The following is a 21,213-nucleotide window of genomic DNA, read 5'->3' on the forward strand; positions in this document are numbered from 1 at the left end:
CCTACATAGCTGATCTGGAAAACACACCATCTCTGGGAGCGCGCCAACCTTACGAATTTCGCGGGCATGGCCCGCTCCCACGTATCGCAACGCTGACTCGTAGGATGGGCGGATACCTTAATCGAGATACAAATCGGCTCGAAGTGCTTTCCGCTCTCGACACAATACAACCCCTCGTAGCCTGGGTTGAGCGAAGCGATACTCAGGGAGCGCAGATCGGTCTGCGCCGGCGGGTAGCAAGGCAACTCCGCCCACCAAATCAAAAAAACTCAGTTTTTTTAGTCAGTTAGCGGAAAAAGGTGTTGACTCTTTTTCGCGGCTCCGTAGAATGCGCACCCACAGCAGGCACATAGCTCAGTTGGTTAGAGCACCACCTTGACATGGTGGGGGTCGTTGGTTCGAATCCAATTGTGCCTACCAAATTCTTTAAATGGTCGCTTCGGCGGCCATTTTTTTTGCGCGTTATTTTTGCGTTCTCGGTCGTGAGCCGCGCTCGCCGTTTCGGAAATTTTCGTAAATGGCCGGTTTGCCTTGTCAGGCCCGCTCGATTCTGAAAGCATCCACCGTTTCACACCTTCCAGTGACTGCGGTTCGTTCTCGGTTGGCCTCACGGCCCCTGCCTCTGTATGGCAGATACGCCACCGGATCGCTTACTGGCTCATCCCAACCCATGTGGCCTTTGGTAGAGGTCACCACTAGGAGAGGAGGCGCCATGCCCACCATTACTCTTCCCGATGGCAGTCAGCGTTCGTTCGATCACCCGGTTTCCGTACTCGAGGTGGCGCAATCCATTGGCGCCGGCCTGGCCAAGGCCACCGTTGCCGGCAAGGTCGACGGTCGTCTGGTCGACGCCTGCGACCTGATCGAGAACGACGCGACCCTGCAGATCATCACGCCGAAGGATGCGGAGGGTGTCGAGATCATCCGCCACTCCTGCGCCCACCTGGTCGGCCACGCGGTCAAGCAGCTGTACCCGACTGCGCGCATGGTCATCGGCCCGGTCATCGACGATGGCTTCTACTACGACATCGCCTACGAGCGCCCCTTCACGCCTGAAGACGTGACCGCCATCGAAGCGCGCATGAAGGAGCTGATCGACAAGGACTACGACGTCATCAAGAAGGTGACGCCGCGTGCCGACGTCATCGAGGTGTTCAAGTCCCGTGGCGAAGACTACAAGCTGCGCCTGGTCGACGACATGCCGGACGAGCAGGCCATGGGCCTGTACTACCACGAAGAGTACGTGGACATGTGCCGTGGCCCGCACGTGCCCAACACCCGCTTTCTCAAGGCATTCAAGCTGACCAAGCTGTCCGGCGCCTACTGGCGTGGCGATGCCAAGAACGAGCAGTTGCAGCGCGTCTACGGCACGGCCTGGGCGGACAAGAAGCAACTGGCGGCCTACATCCAGCGCATCGAGGAAGCCGAGAAGCGCGACCACCGCAAGATCGGCAAGCAGCTCGACCTCTTCCACCTGCAGGAAGAAGCCCCGGGTATGGTGTTCTGGCACGCCAACGGCTGGACCGTCTACCAGGTGCTCGAGCAGTACATGCGTCAGGTGCAGCGCGAGAACGGCTACCTGGAAATCAAGACCCCGCAGGTCGTCGACCGCATCCTCTGGGAGCGTTCCGGCCACTGGTCCAACTATGCCGAGAACATGTTCACCACCTCCTCGGAAAGCCGTGACTACGCGGTGAAGCCGATGAACTGCCCATGCCACGTGCAGGTGTTCAACCAGGGCCTGAAGTCCTACCGCGATCTGCCGCTGCGCCTCGCCGAGTTCGGCGCCTGCCACCGCAACGAGCCGTCCGGCGCGCTGCACGGCATCATGCGCGTGCGTGGCTTCGTGCAGGACGATGCGCATATCTTCTGCACCGAGGAACAGGTGAAGACGGAAGCGGCCGATTTCATCAAGCTGACCCTGGACGTCTACAAGGACTTCGGTTTCACCGACATCGCCATGAAGCTGTCGACCCGCCCGGCCAAGCGCGTGGGCTCCGAAGAGCTGTGGGATCGCGCCGAAGGCGCCCTGGCCGACGCCCTGAACGAATCCGGCCTGGAGTGGGAATACCAGCCGGGCGAGGGCGCGTTCTACGGCCCGAAGATCGAGTTCACCCTGCGCGACTGCCTCGGCCGTAACTGGCAGTGCGGCACCCTGCAGTACGACCCGAACCTGCCGGAGCGCCTGGACGCCAGCTATATCGCCGAAGACAACAGCCGCGTGCGCCCGGTCATGCTGCACCGCGCCATCCTCGGTTCCTTCGAACGCTTCATCGGCATGCTGATCGAGCACTACGCCGGTGTGTTCCCGGCGTGGCTGGCGCCGACCCAGGCGGTGATCATGAACATCACCGACAAACAGGCCGATTTCGCCCTCGAGGTGGAAAAAACGTTGAATCAAAACGGATTTCGTGCCAAGTCAGACTTGAGGAACGAGAAGATTGGCTTTAAAATCCGCGAGCATACTTTGCTCAAGGTTCCCTATCTGCTGGTAATCGGCGATCGGGAAGTCGAGACAAGAACTGTCGCTGTGCGCACTCGTGAGGGTGCCGATCTGGGCTCCATGCCCGTCGCTCAATTCACTGAATTGCTCGCGCAAGCGGTTTCCCGGCGTGGTCGCCAAGAATTGGAGTAATCATTATTAAGCGTGATATGAGACAAGATAAACGAGGCGCCCCGAAGGCTCCGATCAACGAGAATATCTCGGCACGCGAGGTTCGGTTAATTGGCGCTGACGGTGAGCAAATTGGCATCGTCTCTATTGATGAAGCGCTTAGGATCGCTGAAGAGGCCAAGCTGGACCTGGTAGAAATCTCTGCCGACGCCCAGCCGCCTGTGTGCAGGATCATGGACTACGGCAAGCACCTCTTCGAGAAGAAGAAGCAAGCTGCCATTGCCAAGAAGAACCAGCACCAGCAGCAGATCAAGGAAATCAAGTTTCGTCCAGGGACGGAAGAAGGGGATTACCAGGTAAAACTACGCAACCTGGTACGTTTCCTGATGGAAGGGGACAAGGCCAAGATCTCTCTGAGATTTCGTGGTCGTGAGATGGCCCACCAGGAGCTGGGTATGGAACTGTTGAAGCGGGTCGAAGCCGACCTCGCCGAACACGGTACCGTCGAACAGCATCCTAAGATGGAAGGACGCCAGCTAATGATGGTCATCGCTCCCAAACGCAAGAAATAACCTCCAGGGCACGGCAGGCCTTATGGTTATCTATATCAACTGAATGCGGAGTTACGAACATGCCAAAGATGAAAACCAAGAGCGGCGCTGCCAAGCGCTTTCTCAAAACGGCTGCGGGCTTCAAGCACAAGCATGCTTTCAAGAGCCACATCCTGACCAAGATGTCCACCAAGCGTAAGCGTCAACTTCGCGGTAGCGAACTGATGCATCCGTCGGACAAGGCAAAAGTCGAGCGCATGCTGCGCGTTCGTTAATCTCGGTCAAGATAGAGGAAATTACTCATGGCTCGTGTTAAGCGTGGCGTTATCGCTCGTGCTCGTCACAAAAAAATCCTGAAACTGGCTAAAGGCTACTACGGCGCACGTTCGCGTGTATTCCGTGTTGCCAAGCAGGCTGTCATCAAGGCGGGTCAATACGCCTACCGTGACCGTCGCCAGAAGAAGCGTCAGTTCCGCGCTCTGTGGATCGCTCGTATCAACGCTGGTGCGCGCATCAACGGTCTGTCCTACAGCCGTCTGATCGCTGGCCTGAAAAAAGCGTCGATCGAAATCGACCGCAAGGTTCTGGCTGATCTGGCAGTGAACGAAAAAGCGGCGTTTGCTGCGATTGTCGAGAAAGCGAAAGCCGTACTGGCTTAAGTCCCCGACAATCACCGGGTTTCCCGGTGCAGTAGAGGCGACAGGCGTAACCCGCAGGTCGACTCTAAACGTCATCGACAGGGGAAGAGCCTTCAAGCTCTTCCCCTGTTTCGTATCTGGAGTCTGTAAATGGAAAATCTGGATGTGCTGGTCTCGCAAGCGCTCGAGGCTGTCAGTCACACCGACGATGTGAACGCCCTGGAACAACTGCGGGTTCACTATCTGGGCAAGAAAGGCGAGCTGACCCAGGTCATGAAGACTCTGGGCAACCTGTCTGCCGAAGAACGCCCCAAGGCGGGCGCGCTGATCAACTCGGCCAAGGAGCGCGTCCAGGACGCCCTCAACAGCCGTAAAGAGATTCTCGAGTCGGCGGCGCTGAGTGCCAAGCTCGCCGCCGAACGTATCGATGTCACCCTGCCGGGCCGTGGCCAGGCATCGGGCGGCCTGCATCCGGTAACCCGTACCCTGGAGCGCGTAGAGCAGTTCTTTACCCGCATTGGTTACGGCATCGCCGAAGGCCCCGAAGTGGAGAACGACTACCACAACTTCGAGGCGCTCAACATTCCGGGCCACCACCCGGCGCGTGCCATGCACGACACCTTCTATTTCAACGCCAACATGCTGCTGCGCACCCATACCTCGCCGGTACAGGTTCGCACCATGGAGTCCCAGCAGCCGCCGATCCGGATCGTCTGCCCGGGGCGCGTGTACCGTTGCGATTCCGATATCACCCACTCGCCGATGTTCCACCAGGTCGAAGGCCTGCTGGTCGACGAGGGCGTAAGCTTCGCCGACCTCAAGGGCACCATCGAGGAATTCCTCCGGGTGTTCTTCGAGAAGCCCCTGGGCGTGCGTTTCCGCCCTTCGTTCTTCCCGTTCACCGAGCCGTCGGCCGAAGTCGACATGCAGTGCGTGATGTGCAGCGGCAAGGGCTGTCGCGTATGCAAGCAGACCGGCTGGCTGGAAGTCATGGGCTGCGGCATGGTGCACCCGAACGTGCTGCGCATGAGCGGCATCGACCCGGAAAGATACTCCGGCTTCGCCTTTGGCATGGGCGTCGAGCGCCTGGCCATGCTGCGCTACGGCGTCAACGATTTACGGCTGTTCTTCGATAACGACCTGCGGTTCCTGGCGCAATTTCGCTAGTAACGCGCACTTTGTAATCGAATTCGATCAGGAGAACAGACAACATGAAATTCAGTGAACAGTGGCTGCGCAGCTGGGTGAGCCCCCAGGCGACCCGTGACGAACTGGTCGCGCGCCTGTCCATGGCCGGCCTGGAAGTCGACAGCGTCAGCCCGGTGGCCGGTGCCTTCAGCGGCGTGGTCGTCGGTGAGGTGCTGAGCACCGAACAGCACCCCGATGCCGACAAGCTGCGCGTGTGCCAGGTCAGCAACGGCAGCGAAACCTTCCAGGTGGTGTGCGGCGCGCCGAACGTGCGGCCCGGCCTGAAGATCCCCTTCGCCATGATCAGCGCCGAACTGCCCGGCGACTTCAAGATCAAGAAGGCCAAGCTGCGCGGCGTCGAGTCCAACGGCATGCTCTGCTCGGCTTCCGAACTGCAGATCAGCGAAGACAACGACGGCCTGCTGGAGCTGCCGGCCGACGCGCCGGTGGGCCAGGACATCCGCGAGTACTTCGAACTCAACGACGTCAGCATCGAGGTCGACCTGACCCCCAACCGCGGCGACTGCCTGTCGCTGGCCGGTCTGGCCCGTGAAGTCGGTGCTCTGTACGACGCGCCGGTCACTCGCCCGCAGGTCGCTGCAGTCGCCCCGGCCCACGATGAAGTGCGCCCGGTCGAAGTGCTGGCCCCGCAGGCCTGTCCGCGTTACCTGGGCCGCGTGGTGCGCAATGTCGACCTGTCCAAGCCGACCCCGCGCTGGATGGTCGAGCGCCTGCGCCGCGCCGACGTGCGCAGCATCGATGCCGCCGTCGACGTCACCAACTACGTGATGCTCGAACTTGGCCAGCCGATGCACGCCTTCGACCTGGACGTGATCCAGGGCGGCATTCGCGTGCGCATGGCCGAAGAGGGCGAGAAGCTGGTGCTGCTCGACGGCCAGGAAGTCACCCTGCGTGCCGACACCCTGGTGATCGCCGACCACCAGCGCGCCCTGGCCATCGCCGGCGTGATGGGCGGCGAGCACAGCGGCGTCAGCGCCACCACTCGCGATCTGTTCCTGGAAAGCGCCTTTTTCGACACCATCGCCGTGGCTGGCAAGGCCCGTTCCTACGGCCTGCACACCGATTCCTCGCACCGCTTCGAGCGTGGCGTTGACTCGCAACTGGCCCGCGAAGCCATGGAGCGCGCCACCGCCCTGTTGCTGGAGATCGTCGGCGGCGAAGCTGGCCCGATCATCGAGGCGGTGGACGAGGCGCAACTGCCAGACATCGCACCGATCAGCCTGCGTGGCGAACGTGTCGAGCAGATGCTCGGCCTCAAGCTCGACGACGAGGTGATCGTCAAACTGCTGGGCGCCCTGGGCCTGGGTATCGAAGGCGGAGCAGGGCAGTGGCAGGTCAAGGTGCCGAGCCATCGCTTCGATATCAGCCTGGAAGTCGACCTGATCGAAGAGCTGGCCCGCCTGTATGGCTACAACCGCCTGCCGGTGCGTTACCCGCAAGCGCGCCTGGCGCCGCAGACCAAGGCCGAGGCCGTGGCCGACCTGCCGGTGCTGCGCCGCCTGCTGGTGGCCCGCGGTTACCAGGAAGCGATCACCTACAGCTTTATCGATCCCAAGCTGTTCGAGCTGTTCAGCCCGGGCGTCAAGCCGCTGACCCTGGCCAACCCGATCTCCGCCGACATGGCCGCCATGCGCGCCTCGCTGTGGCCGGGCCTGGTCAAGGCCGTGGAGCACAACCTCAACCGTCAGCAGTCCCGCGTGCGCCTGTTCGAAAGCGGCCTGCGCTTCGTCGGTCAGCTGGACGAGCTCAAGCAGGAGCCGATGCTCGCCGGCGTGGTCACCGGCAGCCGCCTGCCGGAAAGCTGGGCCCATGGCCGTGACAGCGTCGACTTCTTCGACGCCAAGGCCGACGTGGAAGCCCTGCTGGCCGCTGCAGGCGATGCCGCCAGCTTCGCTTTCGTGCCGGGCGAGCACAGCGCCCTGCACCCGGGCCAGACTGCACGCATCGAGCGTGACGGTCGTCTGGTCGGCTATCTGGGTGCCATTCACCCGGAACTGGCCAAGACCCTCGGCCTGGATCAGCCGCTGTTCCTGTTCGAGCTGCTGCTGAGCGAAATCACCGGGGGTCGCATGCCGGCGTTCAAGGAGCTGTCGCGCTTCCCGGAAGTGCGTCGTGACCTGGCGCTGCTGGTCGACCGAGACGTGCCTGCCCAGAACCTGTTGGCCGACATTCGCGAGCAGGCCGGCGAGTGGCTCACCGACCTCAGGTTGTTTGATGTTTATCAGGGTAAAGGTATTGATCCGCTTAGAAAAAGCCTGGCGGTCGGCTTGACCTGGCAGCATCCATCGCGCACTCTAAATGACGATGAGGTGAGCACCGCCACGCAAAACATCCTCACCTCCCTGGAACAAAGGTTCAACGCCACGTTAAGGAACTAGCGTATGGGGGCACTGACGAAAGCTGAGATGGCCGAACGTCTGTACGATGAGCTGGGCCTGAACAAACGAGAAGCCAAGGAACTGGTGGAGCTCTTCTTCGAAGAAATCCGCCAGGCACTGGAACTCAATGAGCAGGTGAAGCTCTCAGGCTTCGGTAACTTCGATCTGCGCGATAAGCGTCAGCGCCCCGGTCGTAATCCAAAAACAGGGGAGGAGATCCCGATCACGGCCCGCCGTGTCGTGACCTTCCGCCCCGGCCAGAAGCTCAAAGCCAGGGTTGAAGCCTATGCTGGAACCAAGTCATAACGACGAACTGCCTGTCATACCCGGCAAGCGGTACTTCACCATCGGCGAGGTCAGTGAACTCTGTGCGGTCAAACCGCACGTGCTTCGTTACTGGGAGCAGGAGTTTCCACAGCTCAACCCGGTCAAACGCCGCGGCAACCGTCGGTATTACCAGCGCCAGGACGTGCTGATGATCCGTCAGATCCGCGCCTTGCTGTACGACCAGGGTTTTACCATCGGTGGCGCACGCCTGCGCCTGACCGGCGAAGAAGCCAAGGACGACACCACCCAGTACAAGCAACTCATCAAGCAGATGATCGCCGAGCTGGAAGATGTACTCCACGTCCTGCGCAAATGAATTCGAAGAAAAACCTTCCACAATTCAGATGCTTAGTTTATAGTCTCTCCCGCTTTCGGCTAACGCCGAAGGCACCAGCAACACCCGTCGGGGCGTAGCGCAGCCCGGTAGCGCACTTGCATGGGGTGCAAGGGGTCGAGTGTTCGAATCACTCCGTCCCGACCAAAATACCCTAGAAAATCCAGCCACTTAACGGTGGCTGGATTTTTTTATGCCTGAAGGTTTTTGAGGGCTTTCGATTTTTCCCTCCCCACTGGTGATTGTGGCCCTACAGATGCTGTTCCGGTCGGGCTGCCGAGCTAACGGTCATGCGGCCCGGTCTCAGTAAGGTATGATTCCGAAGGAAGGGTTTGCAGGCTAATATGAGACCGTTCAGGCGACCCTGGAAACGGGTGAGGAGGAGTTATGGTGAAGGCAGTCAAGAAAGCCTTATCTGAGAAAGCTACCCAGGAGCTTGAGGCCCAAATTCCGGAAAAGGCGTCACTGGCAACCAAGCAGGCTTATGAGAAAGCCAAAGCTTCTGGCCTGACCGTCCTGCTGTCGAGAGACGGATTCATAATTGCCGAGTGTGCAGATGGCACTGAGCAGATAGTTCGTGCTTCCAAACCTCGCCGGAAGGTGAAAGCTGGCGTTGCCCTCGAGCTCGGCTCTGGAGTCCTGGTGAATGCCGGGGCCTAGACTCCGTGTCTTCGCGGGTCCCAATGGCTCTGGCAAGAGCACCATCAAACGTATCCTCGATCCTGAGCTGATCTACATTTACGTCAATGCCGATGATCTGGAGCGCGAAGCCAAGGATGGCGGAGCTATCGATATGGCTCCTTTTGCGATAAATCCCACTCAGCAAGTGTTCCGCGACTTCTTCGTTTCTCATCCTTTGATCGCTAGAGAGCAGTTGGCATCTCAAGCCGAGCATTTCACCATTGCCGGTCAGGCGTTAGTAACCAGTGGTATCGAGGTGCAGTCCTATCATGCCTCGGTCATCGCCGACTTCATCAGACACCAGTTGCTCGATCGTGGTGCGAGTTTCACCTTCGAGACAGTCATGTCAGACCGTTCCAAGGTTGAGTTCATCAAAAAGGCCAAGGGCCTCGGGTATCGCACCTACCTGTACTTCGTGGCGACTGAAGATCCAGAGATCAACATCAACAGGGTCGCTATCCGTGTAAGAGAGGGCGGCCATGATGTTACGCCAGATAAAGTGCGTTCCCGCTATGGCAGATGCCTGGAGCTGCTACCGGAAGCTATTCAGGTGACCAGTAGGGCTTATCTCTTCGACAACTCAGGGGCGGAAGCCGTGCTTGAGGTGGAAATTACTGCCGCTTCGACCGTCGAGTTCAAATTCGACGAAGTGCCGGAGTGGTGCAGTGCTGCGGTTGACGCGCTCGAGCAATTGGCTGGAAAAAAATAGACCATTTGTGGGAAAGATGAACTGTAGGTTGCTGCAGCAAGAGCCGGCGCTGGTCCCGGCGCCTCTTGCTCAACTAATCGACGGCCCGCGCTGGCGACCCAGGTTGTCATGACGCGCTGTTGTCCTGAATCACTGTCGATACGCTCTGCCCAAGCGTCTGCTCGATCACGGCTTCCACGGCACCAGGCTGGAGCCGGTGCCGTTGTCGAGCAGGGCATAACGGCAGCTGGCCAGTTGCATACTGCGCCCGTTTCTTCAGCTCTGGCCCTGGCTTACTTCCAGGCCGTCTTGTTGACTCGACGAACCGCAGCGGCTTCGCTTTGCTTGGCAGTGCCTGGTCAAAGCTCTGTGCGCAAACTCTCGAAAGCATCCTGCAGGAATTCGGCTGCCGGCTTGCGCTCGCCGGTCTGCTCTCTCCAGGACGCAAGCGCGACCCTCATCGCACCGACGGACACCATGGCCACTATTCGCAGCGCTGGACGGCGCTCCGGCTGCCGCCAAACCTCGCACAGTGCGTTGAAGAGCGACCGTTCCTGCTCCGCATAGTGCGCTTGCTTGCGCGCGAGCAGCGATTCGCTCGACAGCATGAGATTGTCGATGGCGATCATTTCCTCGCTCGTATAACGCGCGATGCGCTTCACCATTACATCTCGAACAGCATCCAACGGCGCTACGTCGGGTGAGGTCGTCAGCAGATCGGCAATCAGCTGGGCCGAATCGGCGTCCAGCCCGAACAGGATGATGTCGTCTTTCGACTTGAAATATGAAAAGAAGGTACGGCGCGAGATGCCAGCTCCTGCCGCGATAGCGTCCAGCGTCGTGCCGTCGTAACCGTCTTTAAGAAATAAATGCAATGCGACCTCGGCGATACGCTGACGTGTTTCGCGGCGCTTGCGTTCGCGCAAGCCTTCAGTGGGTTGCATGGCTGAGCGGGAATGGATTTCCGACATTTTAAATGGCCTATTGCATTTCTGCACTTGGTGCACTAAATTCTGCACTCAGTGCTTAAATATATGCACCCAGCTTATCTTCCTTCCCGCAGCAAGGCAAAGATCATGGCGAACTGGACAGCCCCCAATACCCCCACCTGGCGCTCGCGCACCGTGATCGCCACTGCGGTTGCAACCTCAGATTCCAAGGCACGGCTCATGCCTTCTCGGTGGCGAAACTATCTCGCCGCTCTCGGCCTACTGGTGATCTCTGCGAGTGCCGCAGGCGATTCGATGGCTCAGAACCTGCCGAAGCCGGATTGGAGTTTCACCGACATACCTTCTCAGAAGGGGCGAATCTTCCTCGTCACGGGCGGTACCAGTGGCATCGGGTACGAAAGTGCCAAGGCCCTGGCGGGCGCGGGTGCGCAGGTCGTGATCGCAGCACGCGATTCGAAGCAGGGTGAGGAGGCGATCAGGAACATCCGCCTGCAAACGCCCGACGCACTGGTGCGCTTCGAGGCGCTCGACCTGGCCGACCTAGGGTCGGTACGCGCACTTGGTAAGTACCTCAACACGACCCTGCCTCGTCTCGATGGCTTGATCAACAATGCGGGGCTTATGGAGCCGCCCGAGCGCATCACTTCGGCGGACGGCTTCGAGATGCAATTTGCCGTCAACTATCTGGGGCACTTTGCCCTGACTGCAGAGCTGCTGCCATTGCTGCAGAAGTCTGACTCCCCCCGCGTCGTCACCCTTTCCAGCATCGCTGCTGCCCGCGGTGGTGCCGTTCACTTCGAGGATATGCAGTTCGAGCGAGCCTACGATTCAATGGCTGCCTATAGCCAATCGAAGCTGGCCTGCCTGATGTTCGCTCGTGAACTGCAACGCCGCAGTGATGTACGAGGGTGGGGCATAAAGAGCATCGCATCGCATCCCGGCGTCTCGCGTACCAACCTGTTGGTAAATCGCGGCGGTGTATCGGGTTTCCTCCGCCGCAACCTGGCGTTTCTGTTCCAGCCGGCCTCGCAGGGCGCGTTGCCGACGCTCTATGCCGCCACCGCTGAGGATGCGCAAGGCGGAGCCTACTACGGCCCCACCGGCCTGATGGAAACGCGTGGCACACTTGGCTTCGCCACAGTGCCGCCCGCGGCCAAGGATGCCGGTACAGCCGCGCGCCTTTGGGCCATCAGCGAAGAGCTCAGCGGCACGCAGTTTCCGTAGCGGCTTCGCTTATCGGCTTGCTCCACAGGCAGCACGGCTGCTGCTGCGGCCTGCGAATGCCCTCTGAGTGCCAAGGCAAGAAAACCACCCCACGGCTATTGGAAGCACAGAATGAACCTGTCATTACGACCACTTGCCAGGCCCTCTCGTCCTGCCGGCGCGAAGATGAAATTACCAGCCCGCTTGCCAGCCTGGTTGGTATTGCCCGTGCTCTTGGGGGCGTGCGCTCAGGCGCCCAAAAGCACGGTAGCCGAGGCGCAGTTCGGGGGGCTGTCTTGTGCTGAGCTGGCCGTGCAAGCCGAGGATGGGCGTGTGTGGAAGGCAGCTGCCGATCAGGCCAAGAGTGATTCCTGGCACGCTGTTGTGCCCTTCATCGTGGCAGCCCGTTACGGTCGGGCTGCCTTTTCCTCCAATGCGGCGCAAAAGCATCTGGCTTCGCTTGGAGAACAATCAACCCGACTGGGTTGTGCTCATTAATGTTCGATGCCGCCCCAGCAGGTCGTATGCAGCTGGCGCAGCGCATCCACGAATCTTCGTTACGGCCAAGTTTCTCGTAGCTCAAGCCGCGCAGGCTTGAAACCAGGAGTCTTATGAGCGATATCCCGGAACGCAGCCCTGTCGATGATGGCAGCACGACTGAGGTGTACGGCATCGCGCCGAACACATTACCGCCAGAAACGCGCGTGAACAGGGGACGGCGGCGAGTGAACGCCATGCTGCTGATGGGGCTCCTGGCCTTGCATCCGTCGGTAAGGGCTCAGAGATCAGCGCCACCTTATCAGGTGACTGATTTCGATTGGGTCGATCATGCTCGATCACGGCCGGTGCCAGCGCGTCTTTACTGGCCAACCGGTAGCGCGCCTGACACCTCGGTGCCATTGGTGGTGTTTTCCCACGGCATCGGCGGTTCTCGGCAAGGCTACAGCTACCTCGGTAAGCACTGGTCTGCCCGTGGTATCGCCAGTCTGCATGTGCAGCATGTCGGCAGTGATGTGCAACTTTGGAAGGGCAACCCGTTCGGTGTGGTTGGTCGTTTGCAGGCGGCGGCTCGCGAGGAGGAGGCCATCGCCCGTGCCGGCGATGTGCGTTTCGCGCTCGACCGGATGCTCTCCGACGAGCCTGGCGGCCGTGGTGCTGCGATAGACCGTCGGTGCCTCGTCGCGGCGGGCCATTCGTACGGCGCCAATACCACGCTGCTTACGGTCGGTGCGCAGGTCATCAGAAACGGTCGGACCATCAGCTGCCTGGATCCGCGCTTCTGTGCGGCGGTGATTATCTCGGCACCCCCATTCTATGGTGAGACCGATCTGAAAGCGGTGCTCAGCAAGGTGTCGGTTCCGACCATTCACGTGACCTCGACCGACGACACGATCGAGATTCCGGGCTATCACTCGGGGGTGGAGGATCGACTGGCCATCTTCGATGCGATCGCCCATCCGCACAAGTTACTTGCCGTCTTTCAGGGTGGCTCCCACAGCATGTTCACCGACCGGTCACTCACCGGCGGCCCGTCGCTCAATCCCAAGGTTAAGGTTGCCACTGCAGATCTCGCTTTGGCGTTCCTCGACCTGATCTTCAAGCGTGACGGAGCGGCGCTCGCGCGCTGGCAAATCAACTGGCGAAGCATCCTGGTACGGGTACCAAGCCCCAGCTTCACGCCATGAAGTAGGCCGCCATGTGCCGGCATGAGGCAGGTCTGCTCTGCTTGGTGAAAACCAAGGCAACTTCTCGTCACGCTGATTCGACGTTGCGCACATCCAGCTGCAGCCTCCGCCCGGCAAGACCCGAAGTTTGCTGGCGTTCCAGCGTCGGCGAAGGTCTACCATCGCAAAAGTAATGCCTGCTCCATGCTGGCTAGCTTGATTTCGGTTTCCCGATATTCGCTGGCGGGCACGGAGCCCGCTACGATTCCGCAGCCTGCGAACAGATGACAATGCCGGGGGGCGAGCAGTGCTGATCTCAGTGCGACGAGGAAATCTCCATTGCCCTCCGAGTCCAGCCAGCCCACTGGAGCGGCATACCAACCGCGGTCGAAATCTTCGTGATGGCGGATAAAGCTCATGGCTGTTGCGCTCGGCAAGCCACCGACCGCTGGAGTAGGGTGGAGCGCCTGGACGCCCTCCAGGAGGCTGTACCCCTCCTTGAGCCGGGCTCTGATCGGAGTGCTCAGGTGCTGTACGGTGGCCAGTTTCAAGAGGCTTGGGCGGGCGGCAGCCTGGACTTCGCTGGCCATATCACCCAGCCTTTGGGCAATGGTTTCTACCACCAGGCGGTGTTCGTGCTGTTCCTTGCGATCTGCCAGCAAGCGATCGCCCAATGCCTGATCTTCATCGGGTGTGAGCCCACGCGGGGCGCTGCCTGCCAGGGCGTGGGTGGTGAGGTAACCGTCCTGACAACTGAGTAGCCGCTCCGGCGTGGCGCCCAGAAAGCAGTTATCGCCGCGATGCATGGCGAAAAGGTGCGACTGGCTGCGTTGGTCATGCAACCTGCACATCACTGCGCCGCTATCGAGGGAAGCTTGCAACTGATAGCGCACCTGGCGCGCCAGAACCACTTTGCTCAGGTCGCCGCGTCCAATGGCCTGCAGGGCGCGCTCGACGTTGGCTTGCCATTGCACTGCCGGCAAGGCGCTCCGCTCGATCACATGGGCCGCTGGAGCGGCCGCCGGAGGCGGGTTATCGAGCATCCGCTCATAGGCTGCGAGACTGTCACGGGCGAGTGCGGCAGGATCATCGCTGGCCTCGATCGTCCGCTGGCAGCTTAACCAGCGACCGCTGTGGTTTTCGCTGACCAGCCAATGGGCAAGATGGAAACTGGCGTCGGAAAACGCAGTCCAGTGCGCTGCCATGGTTCGCTGTTGATCGAAGCGAATACCGCCAAGCAGGATCGGCGGGTTCGGCCCATCGATCAAGGCATCGCTACAGAGTTCGCTCCATTGCCGATTGATTTCGGTCAACCGCTGATTGCCAGTGGCCTGGGCCTGCCACTGGGAGCCAAGGCCGAACAGCGTCAGGTCCGGATGTCGCGAACACCAGAAGAAACCCTGCCGGTTGGCGGCGTAGAGTTGCAGCGGGTTGAGGTCCGGCGCGGGGCTGGAACTCACCGTCACGATGGGTCGTCCATGCCTTGCGGCCTGACGTCGTGCCTCCTCGAACAGCGTCCGAAGTGCCGAAAACTCAGGGCCCTTCATTGTGCCAGGCCCTTCTTTTGCAGCCAGTAAGCCGTCTGCTCAGCGATGTACCAGTGGATGATCTGCTTGAACAAACCTTCGATGAATTCGCCGTCCAGCCCGACCTCCTGCGCCCATTGCCGGCGCTGGGGCAACATCGCCGCCACGCGATCCGGGGCGGCGATGCTGGACTGGTCGGGTTTGAATGCCGAGGCCGCCCTGACGTATTGCATACGCAGGCCCAAGGCATCGACGATCTGTTGGTCAAGGGTGTCGATGGCATGGCGAATGTCCGCCAGATCGCTGCAGTTTTCCGGGTTTTTCATACCTGAGCTCCATGATGGCGTGCGAAACGCCGTAACAGGTGATCGATGACCAGTCGAGGTTGTTGTTTGAGATAGAAGTGATTGCCCTCGAACAGGCTGATGTCGGGGGGATGTCGGGTCAGTTCGGCCCAGGCCTGGGCCTGGTCATGGCTGACTTCCTGGTCCTCACGGGCCAGTAACACGTCGATAGGTGCTGTCAGGGGCTGGAGCCGCTCGGGGCGCCAGGTCTCTATGGCTTTGTAATCACTGCGCAGGGTGGGCAGAAACAGCGCCCGTAGCTCGGGGTCGTCCCATAAACCGGCAGCCCCGGCATCCTGGCGCAGGATGTCGTCGATCAGAGCCGCGTCGCCCTGGCGATGCAGATCGCTGGGGGGCTGTCGCTGGGGCGGCGCGTGGGCCGAAACGAACACATGGGCTGCGCCCCGCCCCGCCATTTCCAGACGCAAGCCCACCTCATAGGCGAGGGCTGCGCCCATGCTGTGACCGAATAGCAGAAGCGTCTTGGCGGGCAGTGCCAGTAGTGCCTGGGCAATATGTGCGGCCAAGGTGGTCAGGCAAGCGATATGGGGCTCGTTGAAACGTTCTTCACGTCCCGGGTACTGCACGGCCAGCAGGTCGATGTCACCCGGCAGGTGGGCCAACCAGGAACGAAAGAAACTCGCACTGCCACCGGCATGCGGCAGACAGACCAGGCATGTGCCGGCCTGGCCGCCATCTCGAAGGACACGCAGCCAAGCGCTCGATGCGTCGCTCATGGTGCCGACACCAGCTCGGCCAGTGCCTTGCGATTGACTTTGCCCAGGCGGGTGAGGGGGAACTGGCTCAGCACCTGCAAACGATCCGGCAACTTGTAGGCGGCCAGTCCTCGCTCCCGCAGCCAGGCGTTGACCGAGGCGAGCTCGATGGTCTCGTCCTGTGCCAGCACGCAAGCGCAGCTGCGTTCGCCCAGCAAGTCGTCAGCCAGAGCCACCAGGGCCACATCGCGGATCTGAGGGTGGCCCAGTAGCAGATTCTCGATCTCCTCCACGGGAATCTTTTCACCGCCACGGTTGATCACATCCTTGGCCCGCCCCTCGACGATCAGGTGGCCTTCGGGCACGCGTCGCACCAAGTCGCCGCTGCGGTAGAAACCATCGGCGGTGAAGGCCCGGGCGTTATGCTCGGTGGCGTTGTAATAGCCACGAATGGTGTAGGGACCGCGCACCAGCAACTCGCCCACCTCGCCGGGAGCCACCGGCATGTCGCTTGCGTCGACAATGCGAATTTCATCGTCCTCGGCAAGCGGCAGGCCCTGGGTATCGAAGATCCGTTCTTGCTGATCGTCCAGTGGCGTGAAGCACAGCAACCCTTCGGCCATGCCGTATACCTGTTGCAAGCGGCAGCCCAGGGTGGGGCTGATACGTGCAGCGATCTCTGCCTTGAGCCGGGCTCCGCCGACCTGCAGCCATTGCAGGCTGCTCAGGTCGCTGTCGGTCCACTGCGCGACCTCCAGCCATAGCAGAACCAGCGGTGGAATCAGTGCGGTATGGCTGATGCGCTCGCGTTCGATCAATTCAAACGCGGTGTCCGGACTGGGCTCGGGGCACAGCACCAGGGTTCCGCCGGTGCTGAACACTCCCAGGGCGCCGGGAGAGGCAAGGGGGAAATTGTGTGCCACCGGCAGCGCTGCCAGATAACGGGTCTGGCTGTCGAAACCGCAGGCGCGGGCGGCCAGGCGGGCGTTGCAGGCATAGTCGTCATGAGTGCGTGGGATCAGCTTGGGCAGGCCGGTAGTGCCTCCGGATAACAGCAGCACCGCGACGTCGCGGGAGTCGGGTGGCGGCAATGGACGTGGAGCGGCAAGGCAATCATCGAGAGCGGCGAATTCCTCTGCTGCTCCGACTATCCAGACATGCAGCAGGCTGGGAACCTGTTGGCGAAGGATTCGCGCCAGGGGCCGGTAATCGAAGCCCAGGTGCCGATCGACCGTCACATAGGCCACCGCCTGGCTCAACTGCGCCAGGTGCAGCAACTCGTATTCGCGGTGCGCCGGCAAGGCGAACACCGGGATCGCACCCAAGCGCAGCAGGGCGAAAGTGAGGCTGAAGAATTCGGCGACGTTCGGCAGTTGCACCAGCACCCGCTGGCCAGCGCTGATGCCCTGATCGGCCAGGCCTGCCGCCAGTTGGTCGGCGCGCTGATCCAGCTCGGCGTAGGTCCAGCGCCTCTGGCCATCCACCAGCGCTTCTCGGGCCGGATTCAGTTGGGCCTGCTGGTGCAGCAATTGCCCCAGCGACAACCCCTGCCAGTAACCGCGTTGTTGATAGCGGCGGATGAAGTCTTCGGGCCAGTCAATGCATCCTTCAAGCATTGGATTCTCCTTGGGTGAGGTGTTGCAGCAGGCGTGCACCATGCAGATTCAGCGGCTGCGTGAGGCCATTGACCTCCACGGCCAGTACGCCGGTGCGTTCGGCGGGGCTCATGCACAGCAGCGGATCGCCGCCGGCCAGCAGGTCGACGGCCGTTTGGTCGTCGGGATGCACGCCCAGGTGGATCGAGGCCAATGCCGTGGCACCGTTGGGGTGGGTCATGTGGGCCGGATGCTGGCTTGGCTGATAGGGGGTAACCAGAAATGGCAAGCGGTCGTGACGCGGGTAGACGAACCGGAAGCATGTCTGCCTGCCGTCTTCGCAGGTACGCCGCCAACTCACCGTGCGCCCCATGGCCACGCCGTGCGCCGCAAGATTCTTGAGCCGCGAGGGCAGAGACTGGTCGTCGCACAGCAGCGCCAGGTCGCAGAAGCCTTCGCCCCGCGCCGCCCAGCGCAGCATGCGGCGGCCCGCGCCACGACCCGCCAGGCAGTCGATGAGCCACTTGAACAGCCAGGCGTGGCGCGGTGTCGTGAGCAGCTCGATGATCGGCCCCTGGCTGAACCAGATATGCGCGTGCTGAGCCCGAGCCCTGGGGGTGGCGTAGGTGACCTGGAAACCGGCGGCACGAAAGTTCTCCACGGCCTTATGCAGGTCACGAACCCACAGCAACACATGGCTGCAGGTCGATAAGGATTGAGCGCTGTTCAAAACGGCTGGGCTCCCAATAGTTGAGCGGTGTCATCAGCCCTGGGCGGCTGCACGGCGTCCGCGCAGGCCTGGAGCTCGGACAACGGCAGGGGGCTAGGCACGGGTGGCTCGATCAGTGCGGGCATGCCGATCTGGTTGTTCATTTCGCGCCAGGCCATGGATACCTCGGTGGCCCACAGGCCGCTGCGCAGGCGCCGGGCCGGCTCATCGATGTCGCGACACAGCTCTCCCAGGGCGACGATCACCGCATCGGGCCAGAGCTGGTTGAACACCTGGTGATAAGAACCGGGTATCTGCGCATCGAGGGTGACCATGGTCGGGCCTGCCAGTCGCTCGCTGCCGGGGCCTGCCATGACCAGGCGATCAGTGCTGTCCCTTGAGGCATGCAGGCGTGGATTCCACAGCACCGGACCGTGGGTGTCGCACAGGCTGAGCACCCCGGACTCACAGCCGACTTCGAGCCGATGCAGCAGGAAGGAATGGTTATCCGGGTCGTGTGGATGCACCTGGTTCTGAATGCGCAGGCCTATGGGGACGCCGTTGAAGCTGGCGTTGAGCCGGGTGAAGGGCTGCGTGGCCACGTTTGCCGCTGGTGCCGCGAACGTCCAGGGACGCACGCCGCCGGCCAGACGTCCGAGGACATCCAGCAAGGGGTAGGCCACCTGGCTGTTGCAGGCCGCATCGATGTAGGCCAGCCCCTGCTGCTCGCGCAGGTATTGGGCTATGGCGAGGAAACGACGGATTGCCAGAATGTTCGGGTACAGGGTGTTGATCGCATAGGCCGCCTGGCCCTGACGGGCGGCCTGCAGGCATGCGGCGATTTCCCGGTGGTGCACCGGGTGTTCCTGCAATACGTGGATGCCCCGGCGCAGCAGGCTCTGCGCCAGTTCGCTGCCGGTTCCGCCAGTGGCCCCGGAGCGCACCACCACACAGGCGATGTCGATATCCTCGGGCACCTGCTCGACGTCCTGGTACAGCGCTACCGAATAATGTTCGGCGCAGGCCCGCGAGTAGGCATTGCCCCGCGAAAGGATGCCCACCAGTTCATAGTCCTGATGAGCCCGGGCCAGGGCCTGCAGGTAGATCCGTCCGAAGGCGGTGCCCGCCACCACCACCCGCTTGCGTGCGCTGCCCCGGCTCATGACCAGGCCACCGGCAGGCTTTGGCTGCCACGGATGAAGGTGCGGTGTGCCTTCCCGCGACGTTGCAGATTGGGCAGCCGCACCGCCAGGTCCTGCAGGGGCTCCTGCAGCTCGGCGCGGACGAGGGATGAGCCGCTGCTGCGATAGGGTTCGGCCAAGCCCAGGTAGATGAAGGGATAGGCAGCGGAACAGGTGGTCTGGGTCATCTCAGGTCCTGGGCTGGGTTGAATTGCGCCCACTGCATCAGCGTGTCGCTGTCGGGCAGACGGTCGGGCAGTTCTATGTGCAGATCGGGGTATTCCAGGTGGGCCGCCAGGGTGGCGCGGCTCAAGCGCTGGCTCGGTACTTGCGCAACGAACACCCGGTGGCCCAGCGAAGCCAGTGGATGTTCAGTGCCCGGCAGGCTGCGATTGCCTTGAAAGCCGCTGCGAGCCAGAGCGGCTTGCCACTGAGCCAGGTCGAGGAAGGTGGCACTGCTGAGCTGGCGTTCATCGCTGGCCTGATCGAGCATGAAGGCCTGGGAGGCCATGACCCAGAATTCCTCGCGCGTCGGTTCGCTGAACACCAGCCAACCACCGGGTTTGAGCAGGGAATGCAAGGTACTCAGGGAGCGCGCGGTGTCGCGCGAGGCATTGAGCACGCCGCCGGCCACGATCAGGTCCCAGGCCTGAGTGCAGTAACCCTGCTCCAGGGCCGAGCGATCGATGTCGAACACCCCATGGCGTACCCAGGGCCATTGCTGCAAACGCGCAGCAGCCTGTTCGCTGAAGTAGCGCGAGACGTCGGTGCACAGAAAGTCCACCGAGGCGTGTTGCAGCGCCGGCAGCAGCGCCTGGGTGGTGGAGCCGGTGCCAGCACCGACTTCCAGGATGCGCAGCGGCGTATGTGTCGATTGGCGCGCGGCCCAGGCACCGATCCAGTGGGCCACCGCTCGGTGCTGGTACTGCGCGGCGAGACTTTCGCGGTACAGTGCCGCCGCGCGCTCGGTACGGCCTTCGGGAAACAGCAGGTGCACCGCCGCGCATTCGCCCCGCATCAGCGCTTGCAACTGGCGGGCATTGTCCCGGGCATAGGCGATGGTGCCGCTACCGCCGGTATTGGCTTGCCAGTCTCGGGCCAGTTGCGCCCAGATAGCCTCCAGGGCCTCGTGGCTCCATGCGCTGGCGTCGAGAGTGGGAGTCAAGTGCGTCGCTTCACGACGGAGCAGGCCTTGAGTTTGCAGTACATCGAGCCAGCGGCTGATCAACGCTCGATGGCTCGCCGCGATGCCGGCTTCGGTCAGGCGTTGGGTTATGTCGTCCAGTGGCACCGGGAGCAGGCCGCAGCTATCCAGGCCGTTAAGCATCGACAGCAGGGCGGCACGCCCCAGCCGTTCGGCGAGGCTCACGGCCTCGGTCAGTTGATGCGCTTCGAAATGCCGATCAAGGGCGGCACCGGTCGCCTCGAGATGATCCTCCACTGACAGTGTTTCGCTGGGGTGAGGCAGAGCGAACAGGGCTTGACCGTAGAGCGCTACAGCGCTGACTTGCGGGTGGTCGAGGGCCCGCTGGCGACATTGCTGCAACGCCTGCTCCACGCTAGGCAGATCCTGCCATCGACCTTGCTGCCAGATGTACCCTTGCACCACGCAGCCCAACTGCTCGGCGGCCTGGCGAGCGAGCCGCGGATGATCGGGCGCGAAGGTCGGTGCGATGAACAGGAGCTGTTGCAACAGGCTCAGGTCGCTCAGGGGCAGGGCAGGAGAGGCCAGCAACCGTTCGAGCTGTTCGGCGCTCATCAGCACGACCCTGGATCGTTGCCGCTCCAGCACGGCCAGCAGTCGCGCCGGGGCGAGCTGACCATTGCCCAGATCGGTCAAGGCCGGCAGCTTCCAACGCGGTTCAGCGCACGGCAGCTCGACCAACAAAGTGTCCACTTTCACCC

At 61.7% G+C, this 21,213-nt stretch carries 22 protein-coding genes and 2 tRNA genes; 14 read left to right on the plus strand and 10 right to left on the minus strand.

The genetic code is table 11. The features are described from left to right. Nucleotides 1-343 precede the first annotated feature (343 nt). The 12 genes from SA190iCDA_RS11185 to SA190iCDA_RS11240 all read left to right on the plus strand — a co-directional run bounded on the left by SA190iCDA_RS11185 (nt 344) and on the right by SA190iCDA_RS11240 (nt 9,441). Nucleotides 344-420: transfer RNA gene (locus SA190iCDA_RS11185), tRNA-Val, on the plus strand. 292 nt (nt 421-712) lie between these two features. Continuing rightward, nucleotides 713-2,635, plus strand: coding sequence for a threonine--tRNA ligase (gene thrS / locus SA190iCDA_RS11190; RefSeq protein ID WP_070886998.1), 1,923 nt, complete (start codon nt 713-715; stop codon nt 2,633-2,635). After that, on the plus strand, nt 2,635-3,186 hold the full coding sequence (gene infC, locus SA190iCDA_RS11195; protein WP_170833973.1) for a translation initiation factor IF-3: 552 nt from the start codon (nt 2,635-2,637) through the stop codon (nt 3,184-3,186). The genes thrS and infC overlap by 1 nt, the downstream gene beginning before the upstream one ends. Before the next feature lie 59 nt (nt 3,187-3,245). Next, on the plus strand, nt 3,246-3,440 hold the full coding sequence (gene rpmI / locus SA190iCDA_RS11200; RefSeq protein ID WP_013791845.1) for a 50S ribosomal protein L35: 195 nt from the start codon (nt 3,246-3,248) through the stop codon (nt 3,438-3,440). Nucleotides 3,441-3,467: 27 nt separating this feature from the next. Next, nucleotides 3,468-3,824, plus strand: a complete 357-nt coding sequence (gene rplT, locus SA190iCDA_RS11205) for a 50S ribosomal protein L20 (RefSeq protein ID WP_013791844.1) — start codon at nt 3,468-3,470, stop codon at nt 3,822-3,824. Between the two features lie 129 nt (nt 3,825-3,953). Next, entirely contained in the window at nt 3,954-4,970 is a 1,017-nt protein-coding gene (gene pheS / locus SA190iCDA_RS11210) for a phenylalanine--tRNA ligase subunit alpha (protein WP_070886996.1), read from the plus strand. 44 nt (nt 4,971-5,014) lie between these two features. After that, entirely contained in the window at nt 5,015-7,390 is a 2,376-nt protein-coding gene (gene pheT / locus SA190iCDA_RS11215) for a phenylalanine--tRNA ligase subunit beta (RefSeq protein ID WP_070886995.1), read from the plus strand. A 3-nt stretch (nt 7,391-7,393) separates the two neighbouring features. Beyond that, nucleotides 7,394-7,696 carry an integration host factor subunit alpha gene (gene ihfA / locus SA190iCDA_RS11220; RefSeq protein ID WP_013791841.1) on the plus strand — a complete coding sequence of 101 codons (303 nt, stop codon included), beginning with the start codon at nt 7,394-7,396 and terminating at the stop codon, nt 7,694-7,696. Beyond that, the gene (locus SA190iCDA_RS11225; protein ID WP_013791840.1) at nt 7,677-8,033 is read left to right on the plus strand and encodes a MerR family transcriptional regulator; all 357 of its coding nucleotides are present in this window, start codon (nt 7,677-7,679) and stop codon (nt 8,031-8,033) included. Before ihfA ends, SA190iCDA_RS11225 begins: the two co-directional genes overlap by 20 nt. A gap of 88 nt (nt 8,034-8,121) precedes the next feature. Beyond that, nucleotides 8,122-8,198, plus strand: a tRNA-Pro gene (locus tag SA190iCDA_RS11230). 240 nt (nt 8,199-8,438) lie between these two features. Beyond that, complete coding sequence (locus SA190iCDA_RS11235; protein ID WP_070886994.1) at nt 8,439-8,711, plus strand: hypothetical protein; 273 nt, start codon at nt 8,439-8,441, stop codon at nt 8,709-8,711. Continuing rightward, nucleotides 8,698-9,441 (plus strand): zeta toxin family protein, encoded by a 744-nt coding sequence (locus SA190iCDA_RS11240; protein WP_070886993.1) that lies wholly within the window; start codon nt 8,698-8,700, stop codon nt 9,439-9,441. Before SA190iCDA_RS11235 ends, SA190iCDA_RS11240 begins: the two co-directional genes overlap by 14 nt. A gap of 338 nt (nt 9,442-9,779) precedes the next feature. On the opposite strand, the gene SA190iCDA_RS11245 is transcribed toward SA190iCDA_RS11240, so the two are convergent. Further along, nucleotides 9,780-10,391 carry a TetR/AcrR family transcriptional regulator gene (locus SA190iCDA_RS11245; protein ID WP_070886992.1) on the minus strand — a complete coding sequence of 204 codons (612 nt, stop codon included), beginning with the start codon at nt 10,389-10,391 and terminating at the stop codon, nt 9,780-9,782. Between the two features lie 74 nt (nt 10,392-10,465). Further along, a complete protein-coding gene (locus SA190iCDA_RS23155; RefSeq protein ID WP_268963894.1) occupies nt 10,466-10,591 on the minus strand; it encodes a hypothetical protein in 126 nt (41 codons plus the stop codon). 73 nt (nt 10,592-10,664) lie between these two features. Between SA190iCDA_RS23155 and SA190iCDA_RS11250 the strand changes: the two genes are divergently transcribed. Both SA190iCDA_RS11250 and SA190iCDA_RS11255 read left to right on the plus strand, forming a co-directional pair. Further along, nucleotides 10,665-11,594, plus strand: a complete 930-nt coding sequence (locus tag SA190iCDA_RS11250) for an oxidoreductase (RefSeq protein ID WP_236101175.1) — start codon at nt 10,665-10,667, stop codon at nt 11,592-11,594. Between the two features lie 590 nt (nt 11,595-12,184). Beyond that, nucleotides 12,185-13,258 (plus strand): alpha/beta hydrolase family protein, encoded by a 1,074-nt coding sequence (locus SA190iCDA_RS11255; RefSeq protein ID WP_236101178.1) that lies wholly within the window; start codon nt 12,185-12,187, stop codon nt 13,256-13,258. Between the two features lie 155 nt (nt 13,259-13,413). Here the strand turns inward: SA190iCDA_RS11255 and SA190iCDA_RS11260 are convergent, their stop codons facing one another. Genes SA190iCDA_RS11260 through SA190iCDA_RS11295 form a run of 8 tightly spaced genes read right to left on the minus strand, consistent with a single transcriptional unit; the run spans nt 13,414 to nt 21,205 of the window. Further along, nucleotides 13,414-14,784: an isochorismate synthase gene (locus tag SA190iCDA_RS11260; RefSeq protein ID WP_070886990.1), complete on the minus strand. Its 1,371-nt coding sequence runs from the start codon at nt 14,782-14,784 to the stop codon at nt 13,414-13,416. Then, nucleotides 14,781-15,089: an isochorismate lyase gene (locus tag SA190iCDA_RS11265; RefSeq protein ID WP_070886989.1), complete on the minus strand. Its 309-nt coding sequence runs from the start codon at nt 15,087-15,089 to the stop codon at nt 14,781-14,783. The genes SA190iCDA_RS11260 and SA190iCDA_RS11265 overlap by 4 nt, the downstream gene beginning before the upstream one ends. Further along, complete coding sequence (locus SA190iCDA_RS11270; protein ID WP_070886988.1) at nt 15,086-15,844, minus strand: thioesterase II family protein; 759 nt, start codon at nt 15,842-15,844, stop codon at nt 15,086-15,088. The genes SA190iCDA_RS11265 and SA190iCDA_RS11270 overlap by 4 nt, the downstream gene beginning before the upstream one ends. After that, nucleotides 15,841-17,439 carry a (2,3-dihydroxybenzoyl)adenylate synthase gene (locus SA190iCDA_RS11275; protein ID WP_070886987.1) on the minus strand — a complete coding sequence of 533 codons (1,599 nt, stop codon included), beginning with the start codon at nt 17,437-17,439 and terminating at the stop codon, nt 15,841-15,843. Before SA190iCDA_RS11275 ends, SA190iCDA_RS11270 begins: the two co-directional genes overlap by 4 nt. Beyond that, nucleotides 17,432-18,112 (minus strand): VOC family protein, encoded by a 681-nt coding sequence (locus SA190iCDA_RS11280; protein WP_236101277.1) that lies wholly within the window; start codon nt 18,110-18,112, stop codon nt 17,432-17,434. Before SA190iCDA_RS11280 ends, SA190iCDA_RS11275 begins: the two co-directional genes overlap by 8 nt. 32 nt (nt 18,113-18,144) lie before the next feature. Next, nucleotides 18,145-19,290 (minus strand): Gfo/Idh/MocA family oxidoreductase, encoded by a 1,146-nt coding sequence (locus SA190iCDA_RS11285; protein WP_070886985.1) that lies wholly within the window; start codon nt 19,288-19,290, stop codon nt 18,145-18,147. Next, the gene (locus SA190iCDA_RS11290) at nt 19,287-19,496 is read right to left on the minus strand and encodes a hypothetical protein (RefSeq protein ID WP_070886984.1); all 210 of its coding nucleotides are present in this window, start codon (nt 19,494-19,496) and stop codon (nt 19,287-19,289) included. Before SA190iCDA_RS11290 ends, SA190iCDA_RS11285 begins: the two co-directional genes overlap by 4 nt. Beyond that, entirely contained in the window at nt 19,493-21,205 is a 1,713-nt protein-coding gene (locus tag SA190iCDA_RS11295) for a class I SAM-dependent methyltransferase (protein ID WP_236101180.1), read from the minus strand. The genes SA190iCDA_RS11290 and SA190iCDA_RS11295 overlap by 4 nt, the downstream gene beginning before the upstream one ends. Nucleotides 21,206-21,213 lie beyond the last annotated feature (8 nt).

This window comes from Pseudomonas argentinensis, from assembly GCF_001839655.2.
In the GTDB taxonomy this organism is placed as follows: domain Bacteria; phylum Pseudomonadota; class Gammaproteobacteria; order Pseudomonadales; family Pseudomonadaceae; genus Aquipseudomonas; species Aquipseudomonas argentinensis_B.